Origin of the sequence: Sorangium sp. So ce394, from assembly GCF_051474665.1 — a bacterium.
In the GTDB taxonomy this organism is placed as follows: Bacteria; Myxococcota_A; Polyangia; order Polyangiales; family Polyangiaceae; genus Sorangium; species Sorangium cellulosum_D.
This window is the reverse complement of sequence record NZ_CP150339.1, coordinates 3,077,765-3,095,207: the sequence shown is the minus strand read 5'-3', so window position 1 is coordinate 3,095,207 and position 17,443 is coordinate 3,077,765. Positions and strand designations below refer to the sequence as shown.

The window sequence follows — 17,443 nt, the reverse complement described above, 5'->3', positions numbered from 1 at the left end:
GCGGCGCACCGACCGCGTGGAGCGCGCGACCGAGGCGGCACGTTTCGCTTGAGCATGCCCGCACGACTCTCCATGGTTTCCGGAGCGCCGATGGAGGAGCCGGAGGACAGGGAGCTGCGACGCCGGAGCCCGGCCGGCGCCGCGGCCGTCGCAGCGCCGCGCGCCTCCCGCTCGGCGGGCCGCCGCCCGTTGCGCGGCCGGCGCCGGGTCATCGCCGCGTCCGCGGCGGCCGGCGCGCTCCTGACGCTGATGGAAGGCGAGTCGACGGCAGAGCCCGCGGCGGGGCAGCCCCGCGCCGTCGCGGCGCAGACCGCGCAGGTCACCCTGCCGTCGCCGATCGGCCCCACGGACCCGCCCTACCCGCCCGGCGGCGCCGGCGACGCGACGGTGGTGCTCCGCATCACGGTGCGCGCCGACGGCACGGTGGGCGCGGTCGAGGCGGAGGAGGGCGCGGAGCCGTTCGCGAGCGCGGCCCTGCGCGCGGCGCCGTCGTGGCGGTTCGAGCCCGCGCGCCGCGACGGGCAGCCCATCGGCGCGCGCATCCTGTTCCGCGTGACGTTCCGCGACCCTCGCCCCGCCGCGCCCGCCGCGGCGGCCGAGCCTCCGCCGGCCGCCGCGGGGCCGCGATTGTCCCTGGCGAGCCCCGCGCCGGCGCCGCCCCCGCCGCCGCAGGCCATCGACGTCGTGGTGGTGGGCGAGCGCGCGGCGCCGATGACGACCTCGATGACCCGGGAGGAGGTGCGCCAGATGCCGGGCGCGTTCGGCGATCCGTTCCGCGCGGTCGAGGCGATGCCCGGGGTGACGCCGATCGCCTCCGGCGTGCCGTACTTCTTCGTGCGCGGCGCGCCGCCCGGCAACGTCGGCTACTTCGTCGACGGCGTGCGCGTCCCGCTGCTCTACCACGTCGCGCTCGGCCCCAGCGTGATCCACCCGGCGCTCGTCGAGCGGGTCGATCTCTACCCCGGCGGCTTCCCGGCGCGCTTCGGGCGCTACACGGGCGGCGTCATCGCCGGCGAGACGAGGGAGCCGTCGCGCCTGTTCCACGGCGAGGCCAATGTCCGGCTGTTCGACGCCGGCGTCCTCGTCGAGGCGCCCTGGGCCGACGGCCGCGGCACCGCGCTCGTCGGCGGCCGCTACGCCTACCCGGGCGCGCTCCTCTCGCTCTTCTCGCCCGGCGTGGAGCTCGGGTACTGGGACTACCAGGCGCGCGCCACCTACGATTTCTCGCCCTACGACCGGGTCGGGCTCTTCGCCTTCGGGTCGCACGACTACCTCGCCGAGATCGAGGACGACGGGGAGACCGACGTGGTGCTCGCCGGCGACTTCCACCGGCTCGACCTCCGCTACGACCGGTTCTTCCGCCGGGGCGGCCGCCTGCGGCACGCCGTCACGCTCGGCTACGAGCAGAGCTCGAACCAGGACGGGGAGCGGGCCGGGAGCACGCGCCTCCTCGGCGCGCGCGTGGAGCTGTCCGCGCCCGCGTCGGACCTGCTCACCGTGCGCGCCGGCGCCGACGCGCAGCTCGAGCGGTTCGACATCGACATCCGCGAGCGCGACGGGGATTTCCCGAGCCGGAACGACCGGGCGCTCGCGCGCCTGTTCACGAGCCGGGAGGACCTCGCCGCCGGGCTCTGGGCCGACGTCGTCGTGCGCCCCGCGCCCGCGCTCGAGATCGTGCCGGGCGTGCGCGGCGACTTCTTCGCGTCGGGCGGCGAGACCGCGGCGACGGTGGATCCGCGCCTCGCCACGCGGCTGCAGGCGACGCGGAGCGTCGCCCTGCTGAGCGCCTTCGGCGTGACCCACCAGCCGCCGAGCTTCCTCGGCGCCGTGCCGGGCCTGCAGATCGGCGGCCTGCGCGGCGGCGTGCAGACCGGGCTGCTCGCGAGCGCCGGCGTCGAGCTCCGGCTGCCCGAGGGGATCAAGGCGACGATCACCGCGTTCCGGAGCGGGTTCTTCGACCTCAGCGACGCCCTCGGCAACCGGCTGCCCGGCACCGACATCGGCCTCGCGCAGCGGGCGGAGCTGCGCGGCACCGGCAGCACCCATGGCCTGGAGATCCACGCGCATCGCAGCCTGTCGAAGCGGGTCGGAGGGTTCGTGTCCTACACGCTCTCGCGCTCGGTCCGCCACGTCGGCCGCGAGACGTTCGACTCGGCCTTCGACCGCCGGCACGTGCTCAACGCGGCCGCCGCGGTCGATCTGGGCCGCGGCTGGAAGCTCGGGGGCCGGGCGGTGTTCTACAGCGGCCTTCCGATGACGCTCGATTACGATCTCTGGGGGAACGACGCCCTGAACGGGCAGCGCCCCGACGACGGTAAGGATCGCCCCGACACCGAGGAAGACATCCGCCGGCGCGAGCGGCTGCGCGCGCAGATCGCTCGGTACGTACGCGGGCTGAACCTGCCAGAGCGGCTGCCGGCGTTCTTCCGGCTGGATCTGCGGCTCGAGAAGCGGTGGGTGCTCGGGGAGGGGCGAACCATCTCGCTCACGGTCGAGGCGCTCAACGCGACGGCCGGCAAAGAGACGTTGCAATACGAGTGCTCGATCCTGCGCGGCTGCGCGCCGGAGGAGCTCGGACCCATCGTCATCCCGAGCCTCGGCGTCGAAGCGAGCTTCTGAGCGGCATCGACCTTGCCACGCCGACGCGGGAGCGCAGCTGCGCGCCGCGCGGCGCGCGGCGCGCGCCGGGCGGAGCGCGCCCGCGTCGAGGTCGAGGATCCCCGGAACCGCCCGTTCGCGCCGGGTCACCGATGGGCCAGGCGACGGAGTGCAGCACGGCCGTTAAAATCGCATATCAGCGCATCACCCCGGACTCACGCGGTCACGGCGGCGGCTGGCCATGACGGATGACGAAGAACCTTGAAGCATAGCAGTAAAATTATCGCCAGCACAGCAAGCGCAACGCGGACGTGGGCTCCGGCATCTGCAGGGAATCGTTCATCCGCGCCAGCCGCGGACGCAAATCATTGCGGCACAGCGCAACGATCGACGCAGCAATCACGCAACGATCCACGCAACGATCCACGCAACGAAGCGTGCGGCGTCTGCGCCGCGCCTCGGCACGGCCGGGTCCAGCGGTTCACACGGACATCGCCCCCGAGACGAACCCGAGACGAAACTCATTAAGAAATGTGTTTGAGGGCGGCGCGAGCAGTGTTCGTGAGCTATCTTGGTGGATCAGACGTTTTATGGTCCGGTGTTTGCGAGCCTTGCGAGGTGGAGTTGGAGCTGAGAGACCACGGGACATCGCACCGCGAGAGACGTTGCCTCACCTCCCATCACCTTCCGCAACCATGAGGGTCAATCGATGAATTTGTATTCCCGCACACTTAGCACGGTTCTCTTCTCGGCGGCGCTCGCGGCCACCTCTGTCCCCGCGAGCCCGGCCGAGGCGTCGTCGTCGAGCCGGCACACCAAGGTCGAGCGTCTGGTGTTCCCGGTGACCCTCTCCGACGGCAACACGTACGAGGTCGTGGGCTACCTCTACTATCGCGATCACTACAAGTATCGCCCGCTTCAGGTGCTCGTCCACGGGCTCACCTACACGCACGAGTACTGGGACATCCCGTCGATCGGCGGACGCGACTATTCCTATGCCCGGCACATGGCCAAGGAGGGATACGCCGTCCTGGCGCTCGACATGCTCGGGGCCGGGGAGAGCAGCCGGCCGGACGGCGACTTCCTCGACCTGGCCGAGACGGCCGAGAGCGTGCATCAGGTCCTCACCGAGATGCGCACCCGCGGCGGGGTCTTCAAGACGCCCTTCAATCGCATCGCGCTCGTCGGCCACTCGAACGGCGCCATCATCAGCACGTACGTTCAGAGCACCTACAATGACGCGGACGTCCTCGTGAACACCGGCCTCACGTTCACGCCGCACCCGATCCCCGTCTCCCCGGAGGCGATCTCCGCGCTGCTGCAGACGCCCTATATCGCGATCCCGCCGGAGATCCGCGCCGACGTCTTCTACGACGCGGCGAACGCGGACCCCGCGCTGATCGCCTTCGACAACGCCAACATCGCCGACACGTACACGCGCGGGCAGTTCCTGAGCCTCCTCGCCGTCTCCGAGGACCCCTCGCTCTCCGGCATCCACGACGTGACGAGCCCGGTGCTCATCCAGTTCGGGGAGACGGACGAGCTGCAGCCGGCGTCGTATGTGGACTCCGACGCGGCGCTCTACACGAGCGCCGCGCGCGTCACGAAGGCGATCGTCCCCGACACGGGCCACATCCTCAACGGCCACCGCGGCACGCCGATCGGCTGGGAGCAGATCGACTGCTGGATTCACCACAACATGGGCTGGTAGCCCTCGAGACGAGCCCGGTCGCGGCCGCCGGCGCTGCGCGGCGCCTTGCCGGCTTGGCGGCCGCCGCCGGGGCCCTATGCTGCCCCCCATGCGCGAACAGCTCGCCAAGACGCTCGGGGAGGTCTTCTGGACCGATCTCCGCGCCCACGCGGCCCGCGACGGGGTCATCCTCGTCGCGGCCGACCTCGACCTCCTGGACGTCGGCGAGGCCATCGCCGCGAACGACGCCGCCAGGGTCCAGGCCTGGATCGCGGCCGGCAAGCTGACCAAGCCCACGGCCGAAGATCTCGCGCGCTGGCCGCTCCAGCTCGATCTGCGGTTCCTGTCGCTGGTGGTCGCGCCGTTCGTGCTGGTGCGCCGTCCGGCCTCTCCGCCGCCGTCCTGAGGCGCCCGGGCGACGCCCCTGCGGGGCGACCGCGCGGGCTCGCGGGCGGCACTTCCACGGCGGGGACTTCGCTCATGCCGCCTTCACGCTGGCCGACGGAGACATCGAGTTCGACGTCGCGCCGGCGCCTCCGGGCGCGGCGGCCCACGAGCGCGAGAGGGCGTGATAGGTTCGCCTCCATGCGCCGGTTCGAGTTCGTGCAGGGGACGAGCGCCAAGTTCTGGATGGCCGACGTGGACGACACGACGTTCGTCGTCGTCTACGGCCGGCTGGGCACCGCCGGGCAGCGCAAGGAGAAGGCGTTTCCCACCGCGGAGGCCGCGGCGCGCGAGTGCGAGAAGAAGATCGCGGAGAAGCTCCGCGAGGGCTACCAGGAGGTCGCCGCGCCCGCGGGCGGCGCGCCCGCCGGCAGCGCCCCGGCGCCGAGCGGCGACAAGGCCGCCCCGCCGCCGGCGAAGCTCGATCTGCCGCCGCGCGTGCGGCCCGGCGAGGCCACCGAGGCGCAGCGGAGGGCCGCCGTCCACGCGCTCTCCGCGCTCGCGGCCGCGCGCGGCCGGCGCAGCTGGGCCCTCGGGCGCGCCGTCCGCCGCGCCCGCCGCGCGCTCGAGCCGCTCGGCGGGGTCGACCCCGCGACCGACGCGGCGCTGTCGGCCGCCGTGGACGCGCTCATGGCCCGCGTCGTCGCGCCGAGCGCGGCCGATCGGCTGCCGCTCGTCCGCGCGATCGAGCTGCTCTCGGAGCTCGACGCCGCCGCCTTCGCGCGCGCCGTGCGCGACACCTGGAAGGCGCCGCCCGCGACCTCGCCGGCCGCCGGCGCGCTCGCCGTCCTCGGGCGCCAGCTCGAGGAGCTCGGCGACCCGGAGCTCGGCCTCCGGCTCGGCGCGCTGCTCGTCGACCGGCCGCACCACGGCTCGATGAGCGCCGAGGTAGGCTGGGCGCTCCGCTGGAAGGCGCTCTCGCCCTACCTCGAGGCGCACCTCGCCCAGCGCGGGCGATCGCTCAAGGACTACCTCGCGGGCCTCGACGCGGGCAGCGACCCGCACGTCGCGCGGCGCATCGCCCGGATGCGCGCCGCGTGAGTCGACTCCGCTTGACCTGATCCCCAGGGCTCGCGATTCTCTCAGGCCATCCCGCCGCGGGAGGCGCCTTGGCGAGCTCACCGAACCCGATCGACATCGCGAACGTCAAGCAGCTCGCCGCGAGCGGCTCGCCCGCCCTGGCCGAGATCCTCGAGGCCTACCTCGAGCAGCCGGATCCCGCGCCGGAGGCGCCGCCCCGCGAGGGCGCGCTCACCTTCGCGGCGTTCCTGCAGCTGCTCTCGGTCGCGCAGGGCAGGAGCACCCCCGAGCAGCGGCGCGAGCAGGCGACCGACGCGTGGCGGCGCTTCCTCGCGCAGGTCGACGCCGCGCCGCCGCCGCGGCTCGAGCTCGCCGATCTGCTCGTCCGCATCTACGAGGAGGGCACCGACGCCGGGCGCAGCGCGCTCTGCGACGTCGCGAAGAGCGCGCCGCTCGTCTTCGGCGCGTGGGGCGGGCTCAAGCGCATCTACAAGCTGGCCGAGGCGCGCCTCGACGCGGAGCTCTTCGGCGCCCTCGCCTACCGCTTCGACGCCGAGCTCTCGCGCGGCGGGCGGCGCGAGGTCTCCCGCGGCACCCTGATCTACATGCGCCGCCGCGCGTGGCGCTTCCTGCGCGAGCTCGGCCGGAGCACGCCCGAGCTCTACCCGCAGTTCGCGGTCGAGGTCCTCCGCCACTACACGCCGGACACGGCCTTCCGCGACCTCTGGGTCGCGAACCACATCTGGGCGCACGGCGCGGGCAAGTACGACGGGCGCTCGTTCCACGGCGGCGTCCCGCCGAGCGACATGGTGAAGCACCGCGCCTTCGGCGAGGCGTGGAGGCGATCGCCCGATCCGCTGATGCTCCTGCTCTCGACCTGCCAGGCCGATCCCCCGGCGCGGTTCGCGATCCAGGGGCTCAAGAAGGATTTCGCCGACGCGCTGCGGAGCGCCGCCACGCCCGCGTGGCTCGCGCGCCTCGCGACCCGGCCGCTCGCGAGCGCGCACGACTTCCTCATCGAGACGCTGCTCGGCTCGCCGGAGCTCCACCAGAGCAAGCTGCGGAGCCTCGGGCTGCACGACGCCGCGCTCGCGCTGCTCGGCTCGCCGAGCCCCAAGGCGCGCGCGTTCGCGATCGAGTACGCCCGCGCGCACGCGGCGGATCTCGACCCGGAGCGGCTCGCCGCGCTGCTCGCCTCCGAGCACAAGGAGACGCGCGCGTTCGCGGCGTCGGCGCTCCAGGGCAGGAGCCCGCGCGCGCTCGGCTTCGCGTTCCTCGGGCGGCTGCTCGAGCACGGCGAGACCGAGGCCTGGGCCGGCAAGGCGCTCGGCGAGAGCTTCGACCGCGCCGAGCTGCCCGAGCCGTTCCTCGTCGACATGATCTACGGCGAGGGCGCGCAGAAGCGGTGGGCCGCCGCCTACCTCAAGGCGAAGTACCGGCCAGGGGAGCTCGGGCCGGCCTTCTGGATCCGCGTGCTCGACGACCCGCGCCACGAGGACGACGATCGCGCGACGGAGATCGCGCTCGACGCGCTCGGCAAGCACCCGGTCGCGGCGATCGGGACGCCGTGGCTGCTCGGCGCGCTCACGCGCAAGCGCATCGGGCGCGCCGTCGCGGCCTGGCTGGAGAAGGCCGACGCCCTGCCCGACCTGACCGCCGAGGGCGTGGAGCGCCTGAAGGGGCTCGTCTTCAGCGCCGAGACGCGCGCGGTCGCGCTCTCGGTGCTCGGCAACCCGAAGATCGTGACCGCGCGGCAGCTCACCCTGCCCTGGCTGCTCGCGCTCGCGCGGCGCGCCGACCCCACGCTGAACGGCTTCGCGCGCCGGTACCTCCTCGCGCACATGAAGCCGCAGGACTTCGACGCGGGGCAGGACGCGGGCGGCCGCGGCGACCGCGAGGCGGGCACCGCGCGGCTGTTCGCGCTCGCGCTCGGCGAGAAGGAGCCCGAGCCGATGCGCGCGTTCGCGCAGACCTACCTGCGGTGCCACCACCCGACGCTCGGGCCCGAGCAGAGCGAGGCCAAGGAGCTCGATCTGAAGCCGGCGCTGAAGCGCTCGGCCTTCACCGCCGAGCGGATCTGGCCCGCGCTCTCCGACAAGCGGGACGACGTCCGGCGCTTCGCCGCGCTGATCACCCGCGCGGAGCTGCGGGCGTGGGGCTACCAGGCCCGCGTCTACGAGCTCGCCCACAGCGACGCGAAGGAGGTGCGCAACATCGCCTTCGACGCGCTCCGCAAGGCCGGCGATCCGTCGGCGGATCCGGCGCTGACGCTCACGCTCGACGAGCTCGATCCGGCGCAGGTCTTCGCGCTCACGGAGAGCCTGAAGAAGAGCGCGCGCGAGCTCGGCCTGTCGCTCATCCTGAAGCACTACGCGCGCCTCGGCGGCCCGGAGCGCCTCGGCTGGCTGATGCAGAGCGCCGACCGCGAGGTGCGCCTCTTCGCGGTGCGGATGCTCTGGGAGAAGCACCGGCCGCGCGATCTGCCGCCGGGCTGGCAGCCGCGCCCCGCGCGCGGGAAAGACAACGCGCGCGGGAAGGAAAAGGAAGAGGGGCCGCGCCCGGCGGCGGAAGCGCCAGAGGACGCGGGCCGGTTCGCGGACGTCGAGGCGCTCCGGGCCTTCCTGCGGTACGTGCTCTCCGGCATCCCCGCGGGGCGCTCGCCGGAGCCGGGCGACGACGCGGGCCCGCGGCGGCGCCTCTCCGCGAGCGAGGCCAAGCGGCACGTGATCGAGGTCGTGCGCGATCTCGCGGTCGAGGACGCGGCGTTCGCGGCGCTCGTCGCCCCGGTCATCGCCGAGTTCACCGGGTCGATCGCGAAGGGCGAGTGGCAGGCCTGCCTGGCGGCGCTGATGCGGCTCCGGCGCGCGCACCCGGGGCTCGAGATCGAGGGGCTCGCCGCGCCGAGCGCCGGACAGGAGCGCGCATGAGCCACACGATCGGCCACTACGAGAAGGTCCGCGCGCTCGCCGCCGGCCCGCGGCTCCTCGCCGTCGGCGGGGTGCGCGCGCCGGCGCCGGGCGGGGCGGGCGGGACGTCGCCCGCGCGATCGCCCGCCGGCGCGAGCCAGGTGACGCTGTTCGATCACGCGACGAACAAGCCGGTGCGCTCGATCGACGTGCCGGCGCACGTGCTCGGCCTCGCGTTCGCGGGCGACCTGCTCGCCATGGCGTGCTCCGACGGCGCGCTGCGCCTCGTCGCGGGCGGCGCGGCCGAGGCGCAGGCGCTAGAGGCGCACCCGGGCGGCGTCACCGCGGTCGCGGCGGCGCCGGGCGGCGCGCGCCTCGCGACCGTCGGCGCCGACGGCGCGCTGCGGGTCTTCCGCGTCGGCGGGGGCGACGGGTCCGCCGCCCCGCCGCCCGGGGTCGCGGCCGAGATCGCGGCGTTCGCGCTCTCGGCGGCGCCGCTCCGCGCCGTCGCCTTCGACCCCGCCGGCGAGCTCGTCGCGGCCGCGGGCGACGACGGCGTCGTCCGCGTGGTCACCCTGTCGACCGGCGCCCGCCGCGACATGCCCGGCCACGACGGGCCGGTCGCGGCGCTCGCGTTCACGCCGCGCGACGGGCGGCTCGCGTCGGGCGGCGACGACGGCACCGTGCGGCTCTGGTACCTCGTCGGCGACGTCGAGTGCGAGGTGCGCGGCGCGGACGGGACCGGGCACGCGGGCGGGGTCCGCGCGCTGCTGTGCCTGCCCACCCCGCCGCCGCAGGACGACGGCAAGGAGGCCGGCGATCGCCTGGTGTCCGCGGGCGCGGACGGCGCGATCCGCGTCCACCGCCTCGAGGACCGGCGCAAGCCGCGCACGCTGGAGACGAGCGCGCTGCCGCTCCACGCGCTCGCGCTCGCGCCCGCCGAGGGCGCCGCCGCGCGCAAGGGGTCGCGCGCGTCCGGCCGCGGTACGGCGGACGCGAAGGACGGGCTCGGCGCCGTCTTCGCCGCGGGAGACCGGCGCACGGTGTGGCGCTTCCCGATCGACGCGGCGGGCGCGCTCGCCGACGGCGCCGCGGAGCTCGCGCACGGCTTCGACGCCCTCGCCCAGGCGCTCTCCGGGGCGCGGCCGGCCCGCGAGGCCGCCGTCAAGCAGCTCGCGGCCCTCGACGAGCCCGAGGCGCTCGAGGCCGCGGCGCGCGCGCTCCGGTCCGACCGCGACGCCGAGGTGCGCGCGCTCGCCGCCCGCGAGCTCGGGGCGCGCGGGCGCCGCGGCGCGCGCGCGAAGCTCCGCGAGGCGCTCGACGACGAGCACGCGGCCGTCCGCCTGGCCGCGCTGGAGGCGCTCCGCGCGATCGACCGCGACGCGCCGCTCACCCCGCTCCGCGCGGGGCTCGAGGCGCGCGCCGCGGACGTCCAGCGCCGGGCGCTCGTCGAGCTCGGCAAGCTCCACGGCAGCTCGCCGCTCATCCCGGGGCTCATCGCCGACAAGCTCGCCGCCCGCGACGCGTCGGTCCGGCTCACGGCGCTCGACCAGCTGGAGAAGCTCCACCCGGGCAGCCCGGAGCCGCTCCGCGCCGCGTTCGAGCGCGGCCCGGCCGACCTCCGGGTCGAGGCGCTCATCCGGGCCGCCCTCCAGGGCTGGCTCTCGGCCCCGGCGTTCGCGCCAGTCGCGGCGCGCGCGCTCGACGACGAGGACGCCGAGGTGCGCCGCATCGCGTTCGCGGCGAAGGTGATCGAGCGGCGGGCGCTCGCCCACGCGCTCGAGGCGCGCGACGAGGACCTCGGCCGCGCCGCGCTCGACATCGCCCGGCGCGCGGCCGAGGTGCTGCGGCGCGCCCGCGACGGCGAGGGCGAGCCGCCCGCGCCGGACGCGAAGGCCAAGCCGAAGGCGCCCGACGACGCGGACCTGAAGGCCGCGCGCGCCCGGATCCCCGGCGTGGGGAGCCCGGGCGAAGGGCCCGCGGAGCCCGACCTCGAGCCGCTGCTCACCGCGATGGCGTGCCGCACGCCGGACACGGCGGTGCGCGGCGCGCGCGGGCTCGCGCAGCTCGGCGACACGCGCGCCCTCGGCGCGCTGCTGCAGCTCACGCGCGAGCAGGACCCGTCGCTGCGCCGGCAAGCGGCGACCGCGCTCGCCGAGCTCCGGGACACGCGCGCCGAGAAGCGGCTCGTCTGGATGCTCGACGACGCGGACAGCGCGGTGCGCGCCGCGGCGCTCGACGCGTACGCGCGGCTCGAGCCGTCGGCCCCGCTCGCCGTGGCCGAGGCGTCGCTCCGCTCGTCGCAGGAGGACATCCGCGTCCGCGGGCTCGACCGGCTGGTGGCGATCGCCGGCGAGGGCAAGGGGCCGAGGCCCCCGGAGGCCGAGGCGCTGCTCGCCGACGCGATCGAGGACGAGTCGCCCAAGGTCCGCCGCGAGGCGTTCCGGACGCTGTGGTCGTGGCACGCCGCGGATCCGCAGACGGCGCTCGACCGCGCCCAGCGCGCGCGCTTCCCCGACCTGCGCCTGCGCGCCGTCGAGGAGCTCAAGGCGCACGGCGAGCAGCCGTGGGCCGCCGAGCGGCTCAAGGCGGCGATCGGCGACCGCGACGACGGCGTCGCCCAGGCCGCGTACGAGGCGGTCGTCAAGCTGCGCGGCAAGGACGCCGCGGAGCCGCACCTCGCCGCGATGGCGTCGATCCACCCGTCTGTCCGCGAGAGCGGCGCCCGCGGGGCCGCGCGCGCGCCGGTGAGCGACGCCGTCCGCAGCGCCCTCGTCCGGCTGCTCGAGGACGACCACGCGGGGCCGCGCACCGCCGCGATCGAGGCGCTCGACAAGCTCCTGCCGGGCGAGGCGGGGCCGCTCCACATCGGCCTCCAGTCGAGCCACCTCGACCTCCGGGTGCGCGCGGCCGAGCTCTGCGCCGCGCGGCGCGACGAGCAGCTGATCAACCCCATGCGGGCGCTCCTCGCCGACAAATCGCTGTTCAAGGAGCTCCCGATCCAGATCCTCGGCCCGCTCCGCGCCCGGGCCGCGACCACGCTGGCGACGCTCGGCGCGCCGCGGCTCGTCAAGTACTTCGCCACCGAGCTGCTCAAGGACGACTACCCCGACGTGCGCGAGCAGGCGGCGCGCGGGCTCGCGATGGCCGCCCGCCGCGGCGAGGAGGGCTACCTGCTCGACGCCATGGGCCACGCCGACGTCGCCGTGCGCTCGTGGGCCGCCGACGGGCTGGCGCGGCTCGGCGACGTGCGGGCGCTGCCGGTGCTCACGGGCACGCTGCGCCACGAGCACCCGCCCATCCGCGTCGCGACGATCATGTCGTTCGCGGCGCTCGGGCCCGAGGGCTACGGCGGGATGCTGCAGGGCCTCGAGGACAGCTCGCGCGAGGTCCAGGAGCTCGTCTTCGCGATCGTGCTCGCGCGCGACCTCCGGGCCTTCCGCCGCGGCGATCCGCCGGATCTCCTGACGAGCGCGCTCTCGTCGCAGCGCTCCGACGTGCGCTTCGCCGCGGCGCGCGCGCTGGAGCTGCGCACCGATCTGGAGGCGTACCTCGCCCACCTCATCGAGGTGCTGATGCCCCCGCGCCCCGACGCCGCGGCGCAGCCGGACCGGGATCGCGACGGCGCGGCCGAGGGCGAGAAGCCCGCCGGCATGAAGGACTGGCCGCCCGAGGTCGCGCGCGGCCGCATCCTCGTCGGGCTCGCCGAGGCGCTCGCCAGCGACAACCCGGAGCAGCGGTACGCGGCCGCGCAGGTGCTCCGCATCCGCCGCAAGCCGGTCGAGTACTTCCGCGAGGCGAAGCGCGTGGCCGCGCTGCGCCCGGCGGGCGCGCCCATCGCGGCGGACACGACCCCGCGCGCCGCGGAGGAGACCGACACGCGGCCCGCGAAGGGGTGGCTGCGCCGCCTGTTCGCGCAGCTCGCGCAGCCCGGGCAGAAGCAGGGCGACCGGCCGGCCGGCGACGCGGTCCCGGAGGGCGAGCAGCGCCGGCTGCGCTGGCTCGCGTTCGGCGCGTACATGGGCCTGCTCCGGCAGGTCTCGCCGGGCGACGACGAGGCGCACCGGACCCGCCGCGACGCCATCGACCGCATCGTCGACGCCTGCCAGAAGGGCCACGTCAGCAGCACGGCGGCGATCCCGCCGCTCGTCCGGGCGCTCGACGACCCGCACCACCTCGTCCGCAAGGCGGCCTTCGCCGGCCTCAAGGCGCTCTTCCCGGCGGGGTCCGGCGAGCCGCTCGCGCTCGGGCTCGCGTCGGCGTCGGCCGACGTGGCGCGGACCGCGCTCGACGAGATCGCGGCGCGCGGCGACGGCGCCCGGCCCGAGATCGCGCGCGCGCTGAGCTCGCCGCTCCCCGACGTGCGCCGCTACGCCTTCGAGCTCCTCGAGCGGCTCTGCCCGAAGGGCAGCCTCGAGCCGCTGCTCGCCGCGCTCGGCAGCGAGCACGCCGACCTGCGCCTCGGCGTGCTCGAGCGGCTCGCGTCGTCGAGCGATCCGCGCATCGTGCCGGCCCTGTGCCGCGCGATGGAGAGCGACCACGACGATCTCCGCCTGCGCGCGGCGGAGCTCCTCGCCCGCCGCCGCGACGATCGCGCGGTCGACGTGCTCGCGGCGTTCCTGCGCGAGGGCGCGGCGCCGCCGGCGAGCGCGACGCTCGCCCGCGCGCGCGAGGCGCTCGTCGCGCTCGCGAGCGGCGCCGCGGTGCGCGCCCTCGCGGCGCGCATGGACGAGGCCGCCGCGCCGGCGGACCGCGCCGCGCTGGCGCGCGCGCTCGGGAGCGCCCGCAACCCGGAGGCGATCCCCGCCCTCGCGGCGCGCTTCGAGGACGAGGCCGCCGAGGTCCGGGGCGCCGCGTTCAAGGCGTGCCTCGAGATCGTCGACCGCGGGCGCGAGCGCGACAAGCGCGACACGGCGCGCGCGGTCGCGTTCCTCGCCGCCGCCGCGCGCGCGAAGGACCCGGCGCTCCGCCTCGCCGCGGCGCGCGAGCTCGATCTCGGCGACGACCCCGCGCAGAACGACCTGCTCGTCCCGCTCTTCTCGGACCGCGACCTCCCCACGCGCGTCGCGGCGGTCACGTCGTACGCGAAGCGCGTGAAGGACAAGGGCGCGCCCACCGGCCCGCTCGAGGCGGTGCTGCGCGCCGGCGCGCGCGAGCTCGTGCTGCCGGCCGCCGAGGGGGTGGCCGCGCGGGGCCTCGCGCCGGCGCTGCTGCCGCTCATGCTCGTCGTGCGCGCGGGCGAGCCCGGCGAGCGGGAGCGGGCGCTGCTCGCGCTCGGCACGCTCGGCGACGCCCGCGCGCTGGACGAGCTCGAGGCGGTGGCCGCCGGCGGCACCAAGGAGTCGCCGGTCGAGTTGACCATGCAGGCCGCCGCCACCGAGGCGCTCGGCCGCATCGCCCCGAAGCTCGAGGGCGCCGAGCTCCGCCGGCGCGCCTCCGAGCGCGTCGAGCAGGCGCTCCACGCCGACGCCGTCGACCTGCGCGAGTCGGCGGCGCGGGGCGTGCGCTGGATCGGCGGCGAGCGCGCCCGCGTGCTCCTGGAGGAGCTCGCGCGCGCCGGCGACACGCCCGACCGGCTCCGCCTCGTCGCGGTGAACGAGCTCGGCGAGCTCGGCGATCGCGCGGCCGAGCCCGCCCTCGCGCGCGCGCTCGACGCGCGGAGCGCCGAGGTCCGCAAGGCCGCGCGCAAGGCGCTGGAGAAGCTCTTCCCGGGCGAGCGGACGCGCGTCGAGCTCCTCGCGGTCGCGAGCGAGCACGACGACATCGCGAGCCCGGCGGCGAGCTACCTCGCCGCGGAGGCCGACCCGGCCGAGCTCCTGCCCCGGCTCGCGGCGCTCAAGGACGAGGAGCTCCGGCAGCGCCTCGCCATGGGCCTGCTCCGCCGCGGGTCGCTGCCTGCGGCCGCGCTCCGCGCCATGCTCGAGGACGACCGCGCCCCGGCGCGGCAGGAGGCCGCGCGGCTCATCGCCGCCGGCGCCGTGGACGGCGGTCGAGAGGCCCTCGCCGCGGCGGTCGCCGCCGCGGCGCGGCGCACCGCGGAGCGCTGGTCGGCCGCGCACGGCGACGCGCGCGACGCCGAGGCCGCGGCGTGGCGCGAGCTGCTCTGGGCCGGCGCGCGCGCCGGCGCGACCGCGATGGCGCCCGCGCTCGCCGCGCTCCTCGCGGACGGCGCCGCCCCCGGCGACGTCCGCCGCGAGGCCGCGCGCGCGCTCGCCGCGCTCGCGACCGCCGCGGGCGGCGCGCCCCCCGCGGGCGCCGCGGACGCCCTCGCGGCGGCCCTCGTGGACATGGACGCCGGCGTCCGCGCCTCCGCGGCGGCGGCGCTCGCCGCGCTCGCGCCGGACGGCGCGGCCGCGCGCGCGGCCGCGGCGCGGCCGTTCGATCCGGTCGCCTTCGGCCCGACGGCGCGCGCCGCCCCGCCCGCGGCGCTCTCGGCGCTCGTCGCGAGCGAGCCGGGCCGGCGCCTCGCGCTGCCGGCGATGCTCGCGCGCGGAGACGCCGCCGCGCTCGCCCCGCTGATCGCGCTCGCCAGGGGCGAGGGCGGCGACGCCGCGGCCCGCCTCGACGCGATCGCGGCGCTCGGCCGCGCCGGCGGCGAGCGCGCGCTCGAGGCCCTGGCCGCGCTCGCGTTCGACAAGGCGGCGGCGCCCGACGCCGCCGTCCGCAAGGCCGCGTACCGGGCGTACCGCCGCGCGCAGCGCAGCGCCGCGAACGAGCGCGCGCGGCGGGCTTCGACCACGCGCGCGCCCGCCGAGCCCGGGCCCCCCGACGGAGTCAACGCATGACCGCAGCCCTCGCCCGTCCGATCCACCTCCGGTACGCCGCGCCGAGCGAGCTCGCCGCCGCCCCGCTCCAGTCGAGCGTGCGCCTCTCCCTCGACAGCGCCCGCGGCCCGGTCGGCGTGCGCGGCACCGTCCGCGACGCGGCGCTCTTCCGCGACGCGATGGTCACGCTGGCGACGCTCCTGGAGAGCGACCTCCGGTACAAGGGCCGCGATCGCACCGCGTACCTCGCTTACCTGATGAAGCAGGGCAAGAAGGCGACCGCGGCGATCTGGGAGGCGCAGAAGGCGTACCTGGAGGGCGCCCTCGGCGGCGGCGCCGCGGGCCAGGGCGACGGCTCCCCCGGCGCGCGCAAGCCCGCCGGCGCGCTCGATCCGGTGCTCACGGTGCACCCGGACGAGGTCGCGATCGAGGTCTTCTCGCGCGACGAGAGCGCCTACGCCCGGCTCGCCTTCGCGAGCGATCTCTTCGAGGGCCGCGAGGCGGCCCACGGCACCGCGTTCGTCGATCTCTCGCCGCGCATCGTCGAGCAGATCGATCGCCTGCGCGTCTACACGAAGGTGGAGCTCGACGCCGGCGCGTCCCGCGCCCCGGGCGGCGCCGCGCCGGCCGCGCCGCCGGCGCCGATCGAGCGGTCGCTCGAGGTCCCGGCCACGTGGCTGCGCGGCTTCCTCCAGGTGCAGTCGGCGGCGACGCTCCCCGCGGTCTCGTGCGAGCTCGCCCCGATCGACCTCTACAACGCCCTCTTCGTGCTCCGCACGCGCAAGGCGAAGAAGCCGCCCCGCGGCCTGCGCTTCGAGCTCGTCCCCGGCAAGCCGCCGCGCCTCATCCTCGAGCCGTGGGAGATCCTCCTCGAGGGCCACGGCCCGCCGTACGAGGGCCCGCCCCGCGTGGTCCGGACCTTCGGCCGGCAGCGGCTGCTCGCGCTCTCGCGCCTCCTGCCGCACGTGCGGAGCGCCCGCGCCGAGCTCCGGGGCCCCGGGCTGCCGGTCTTCTGGGTGCTCGATCTCGGCCGCGCGACGCTGACCGTCGCGCTCACGGGCTGGACCGACGCGAGCTGGGCCAGCGCCGCCTCGTTCGACGCCCTGATGCCCCGCGACGGGGAGCGCGGCGGCGGCGCGCTCGACGCGCTCGCCGGCAGGCAGCTCGCCCAGCTCCGCGAGCGCGGGCCGCTCCCGCTCGCGGCGCTCGCGGCCGGCGCGAGCGCCGAGGACGCCCGCGCGGCGCTCCAGCTCGAGTGCCTGCGCGGCCGCGTGCTCTACGACGTCGCGCGCCGCGTCTACCGCCCGCGCGAGCTCTTCGCCGAGCCGGTCGACGAGCGCGAGATCCGCTACAGCTCGCCCCGCGAGGCCGCCGCCCACCGCCTGCTCGCCGCGCCGGGCGCGGTGCGGCCGACCAAGGTGCACGAGATCGCCGGCGAGGGGACGGAGATCCACGGCGAGGTCGCGGACCGGGAGGCGCACCGCGGCTTCTCGCCCCGGTTCACGGTGGATCTCGAGGGCCGCGTCTCGGACGCGTGGTGCAGCTGCCCCACGTTCCGCCGGAGCGGCCTCCGGGAGGGGCCGTGCGAGCACATGATCGCGCTGCGCGTCGCCTACGCCCGCGAGCGCGCCGCGCGGGACGCCCAGCGAAAGACGGCCGAGGGGCGGGCGCTCATCCGCGCCGAGACGCGCACCTACGTGCGCCGCGAGGCCTCGGGCGCGGAGGTGGTCTACCGTGTCTCGCTGGACGACCGTGTCGTGCACCTGTCGTGGGGCGCGCGCGGCAAGGAGGACCCTCGCCATCAGCGCATTTGGTTTGACACGGACGGCGAAGCGCGCGACGCGTATTTCAAGCGCCTGGATGCGTTGACGTCGTCGGGGTTCGTCGACGCCGAGGCGTCGACGGCGTGACGAGGGGAAGGAGGTCTCAGCAAACGTCAGTCAACGTCTGATTGTGTCGTGTTGCCAGGAGAGGTTCTGAACGCACCAGCCTCCGCGCCTCGAGCGCAGGAGCGGCGTCGC

The 17,443-nt window shown here is 76.4% G+C and carries 7 protein-coding genes; all 7 read left to right on the top strand.

Annotated elements, in window-relative coordinates; genetic code table 11:
- Nucleotides 1–72: 72 nt before the first annotated feature.
- The 7 genes from WMF33_RS11550 (at nucleotide 73) to WMF33_RS11520 (ending at nucleotide 17,332) form a co-directional block, all read left to right on the top strand.
- Nucleotides 73–2,619, top strand: a complete 2,547-nt coding sequence (locus WMF33_RS11550) for a TonB family protein (protein ID WP_437337180.1) — start codon at nucleotides 73–75, stop codon at nucleotides 2,617–2,619.
- An 811-nt stretch (nucleotides 2,620–3,430) separates the two neighbouring features.
- Nucleotides 3,431–4,309, top strand: coding sequence for an alpha/beta hydrolase (locus WMF33_RS11545; protein ID WP_437337179.1), 879 nt, complete (start codon nucleotides 3,431–3,433; stop codon nucleotides 4,307–4,309).
- 88 nt (nucleotides 4,310–4,397) lie between these two features.
- Nucleotides 4,398–4,694 (top strand): DUF2288 domain-containing protein, encoded by a 297-nt coding sequence (locus tag WMF33_RS11540; protein WP_061629459.1) that lies wholly within the window; start codon nucleotides 4,398–4,400, stop codon nucleotides 4,692–4,694.
- Nucleotides 4,695–4,873: 179 nt separating this feature from the next.
- Nucleotides 4,874–5,773, top strand: coding sequence for a WGR domain-containing protein (locus tag WMF33_RS11535; protein ID WP_437337178.1), 900 nt, complete (start codon nucleotides 4,874–4,876; stop codon nucleotides 5,771–5,773).
- Between the two features lie 68 nt (nucleotides 5,774–5,841).
- A complete protein-coding gene (locus WMF33_RS11530) occupies nucleotides 5,842–8,679 on the top strand; it encodes a hypothetical protein (RefSeq protein WP_437337177.1) in 2,838 nt (945 codons plus the stop codon).
- Nucleotides 8,676–15,443: a HEAT repeat domain-containing protein gene (locus tag WMF33_RS11525; RefSeq protein WP_437337176.1), complete on the top strand. Its 6,768-nt coding sequence runs from the start codon at nucleotides 8,676–8,678 to the stop codon at nucleotides 15,441–15,443. Before WMF33_RS11530 ends, WMF33_RS11525 begins: the two co-directional genes overlap by 4 nt.
- Nucleotides 15,440–17,332, top strand: coding sequence for an SWIM zinc finger family protein (locus tag WMF33_RS11520; RefSeq protein WP_437337175.1), 1,893 nt, complete (start codon nucleotides 15,440–15,442; stop codon nucleotides 17,330–17,332). The genes WMF33_RS11525 and WMF33_RS11520 overlap by 4 nt, the downstream gene beginning before the upstream one ends.
- The last annotated feature ends 111 nt before the right edge of the window (nucleotides 17,333–17,443 follow it).

Bases quoted from the DNA above. Each gene is read 5' to 3' on its own strand.
- WMF33_RS11540 (WP_061629459.1), top strand. From the start codon at position 4,398: ATGCGCGAACAGCTCGCCAAGACGCTCGGGGAGGTCTTCTGGACCGAT.
- WMF33_RS11525 (WP_437337176.1), top strand. From the start codon at position 8,676: ATGAGCCACACGATCGGCCACTACGAGAAGGTCCGCGCGCTCGCCGCC.
- WMF33_RS11535 (WP_437337178.1), top strand. From the start codon at position 4,874: ATGCGCCGGTTCGAGTTCGTGCAGGGGACGAGCGCCAAGTTCTGGATG.
- WMF33_RS11550 (WP_437337180.1), top strand. From the start codon at position 73: ATGGTTTCCGGAGCGCCGATGGAGGAGCCGGAGGACAGGGAGCTGCGA.
- WMF33_RS11520 (WP_437337175.1), top strand. From the start codon at position 15,440: ATGACCGCAGCCCTCGCCCGTCCGATCCACCTCCGGTACGCCGCGCCG.